The sequence below is a fragment of the Mycobacterium sp. 852002-50816_SCH5313054-b genome (assembly GCF_001667185.1).
In the GTDB taxonomy this organism is placed as follows: Bacteria; Actinomycetota; Actinomycetes; order Mycobacteriales; family Mycobacteriaceae; genus Mycobacterium.
This window is the reverse complement of sequence record NZ_LZIC01000003.1, coordinates 1-2,715: the sequence shown is the minus strand read 5'-3', so window position 1 is coordinate 2,715 and position 2,715 is coordinate 1. Positions and strand designations below refer to the sequence as shown.

Sequence of the window (2,715 nt, the reverse complement as noted above, 5' to 3'; positions counted from 1 at the left end):
TTTGGCTTCTGTTTGCTTATTTTTATTGTTTTTGTCGTGGCTTCGTGTTTGGTTTTTTTGGTCTGCTCGCCAGGGTTAGCTGGCCATCCGCCGACGGTCTAAGTGGGTCGCTATGCGATTGGCCAGGCGATCGGGATCGCGCCTAACGTCGTGGACGACGATGGGAATGATCGTCCACCCAAGCTCTTGGATCTTGCCCCAGCGTTCTTTGTCGCGGAGCATCTCGTTGCGCCCCGAGTGCCAGTCGATGCCTTCGTATTCGGCTGCCAGACATGCTGCAGGCCAAGCGAAGTCGACGCGCCATAGCTCGCCGTCGTTGCCAAAAATCGGATATTGAAGCTCCGGGACCGGCAGCTTGTAATCGATCATGATGAGTCGAGCCTCGCTTTCCATCGCTGATTCCGCGCGCTCGTCGGCGAAGGAAAGAAGTTCACGTACTGCCACGATGCCCCGACGCCCGCGTTGCTCAACGATGGCTGTTTGGAGTTCGGCGCGGGTGCACCGCTTGGAATGTAATGCGGCGTCCAGCGTCGCGAGCGCGCGTGGGCGCCGCAATTGCCTCGCTACTTCAACGGCAGTCCATGCAGGTGAGGTCGCTAGGCGCCCTGCGATCCGTTGCAGCGGCGCGCCGGTGCGCTGGTGAACCATCAGACCGACAGCAGGACGCATACGTACGCCAGGATCGAGGACGTGGATAGCCGTTGTGTTTTCCGTGTCAAAGCCGTACAAGGTTGCGGCGGTGCCCATGCATACTACGGCGTGCTGCCCCATGAAAATGTCGAGTGCGGCCAGCCGACCCGAAAGATCGGGCTCCCCGCGTGCGTAGACCCCGTACCAGACGCGCTTGAGTGCACCGCTTTTGACTTGGACGTCGAGCTGTTGACGAGTCATGACCGTCAGCAGTTGCGCGGTAGTGGCGAACCCGCCAGCCTTCTGCAGGACTGCCAGCGCGCCGGGGTGCATTGCCAGAGCATGCGAGTAGCCCCTAGGTTCGGCCAGTCACTGCTGGGGATAGCGCGGCCGAGCAGACGCAGAATCGCACGCGGCGGGGCGGCGCAGCGCGATTCTGCGTCTGCTCGCGGATAAAAGGTGCGTTACAGCGGGATGTTCTTGTGGCGGCCGCGGCGCGTCGGCGCGTGAGCCAGCGCCTCGGTGAGCTTGCTGCGGGTGTGCGCGGGGTCGATCTTCTCGTCGACCACACCGATCTCGATGGCGCTGTCCACGCCGCCGGCGATCCGCTCGTGCTCGGCGGCCAATTCGTCGTGCAGCGCCTCGCGCTCGTGGTCGGGCGCGGCGGCCAGCTTCTTCTTGTGCAGGATGCCGACGGCGGCCTTGGCGCCCATCACCGCGACCTCGGCGTCCGGCCACGCGAACACCTTGGTCGCATTGAGCGAACGCGAGTTCATGGCAATGTAGGCCCCGCCGTAGGTCTTTCGGGTGACCAGCGTGACGCGCGGCACGGTGCACTCGCCGAACGCGTGCAGCAGCTTGGCGCCGCGGCGCACCACGCCGCCCCACTCCTGGTCGACGCCCGGCAAGTAGCCCGGCACGTCGACGACCACGACCAGCGGGATACCGAAGGCGTCGCACAGCCGCACGAAACGCGCTGCCTTCTCGGCGCTTTCGGAGTTCAGGCAGCCGCCGAGGCGCAGCGGGTTGTTCGCCAGGACGCCGACCGAGCGGCCGGCCAGCCGCCCCAGCCCGACCACCATCGACGGCGCCCAGTTGGCCTGGAACTCGTCGAACGGCGCTTCCTTGTCGAGGATCGCGGTCACGATCGGGTGCACGTCGTAGGCCCGCCGCGCCGACTCCGGCAGCAGCGCGTGGATGTCGGTGTCGCCGGCCTCGGCCTTGCTGCGGTCGAAATGACCCTGCTGGCAGAACAATCCGACCAACCGGCGACCGCGCTCGTACGCGTCGAGCTCGTCGTCGGCGACGATGTGGCACACCCCGGACTTCTTGTGGTGGGTTTCCGGGCCGCCGAGCGAGGCCATGTCGACGTCCTCGCCGGTGACGCTGCGCACCACGTCGGGGCCGGTGACGAACACCCGGCTCTCCGGCGCCATCACGATGACGTCGGTCAGCGCGGGCCCGTAGGCGGCGCCGCCGGCGGCGAAACCGACGACCACCGAGACCTGCGGGATGTAGCCGGACGCGCGAATCATGGCCTCGAACACGGTGCCGACCGCGTGCAGCGCCTTCACGCCCTCGGCCAACCGCGCCCCACCCGAGTGCCAGATGCCCACGATCGGGCTCTGCTCCTCGATGGCGGTGTCGTAGGCGTTGACGATGTGCCTGCAGCCCTCGGTGCCCATCGCACCGCCCATCACGGTCCCGTCCGTGCAGAACGCGATGGTGCGCACACCGTTGACGGACCCCGCGGCGGACAGCACACCGGAGCGGTCGCGCTCGTGCAGGAGCTCCACGGTGCCGTCGTCGAAGAAGTTGCTCAGACGCAGCAACGGGTCCCGAGGGTCGAGCGACTCACCAACCGACGCGGGGGCCATGATCGTCATCGCAGATCTCCTGTTCCGAGTGTGCTCGCCAATGAAGGCGGGGTCAGTACCGCCCGAAGGCGAGCGCGACGTTGTGGCCGCCGAATCCGAACGAGTTGTTGATCGCGTACTTGTAGTCGCCTGGCCGCGGCTTGCCCGCCACCACGTCCAAATCGATCTCCGGATCGAGGTTTTCCAGGTTCAGTGTCGGGGGAACGAT

2 protein-coding genes and 1 pseudogene are annotated in these 2,715 nt (G+C 66.0%); all 3 read right to left on the bottom strand.

Annotated elements, in window-relative coordinates; translation table 11 throughout:
- Positions 1-75: 75 nt before the first annotated feature.
- Positions 76-963: a hypothetical protein gene (locus A5787_RS00370; protein WP_066959921.1), complete on the bottom strand. Its 888-nt coding sequence runs from the start codon at positions 961-963 to the stop codon at positions 76-78.
- A gap of 131 nt (positions 964-1,094) precedes the next feature.
- A complete protein-coding gene (locus A5787_RS00365) occupies positions 1,095-2,516 on the bottom strand; it encodes an acyl-CoA carboxylase subunit beta (RefSeq protein ID WP_066959918.1) in 1,422 nt (473 codons plus the stop codon).
- A 43-nt stretch (positions 2,517-2,559) separates the two neighbouring features.
- Positions 2,560-2,715: pseudogene (locus A5787_RS26315) on the bottom strand (beta-ketoacyl-ACP synthase); the annotation flags it as partial.

Excerpts from the sequence above, each read along its gene's own strand:
- A5787_RS00370 (WP_066959921.1), bottom strand. The coding sequence starts at position 963 with ATGCACCCCGGCGCGCTGGCAGTCCTGCAGAAGGCTGGCGGGTTCGCC.
- A5787_RS00365 (WP_066959918.1), bottom strand. The coding sequence starts at position 2,516 with ATGACGATCATGGCCCCCGCGTCGGTTGGTGAGTCGCTCGACCCTCGG.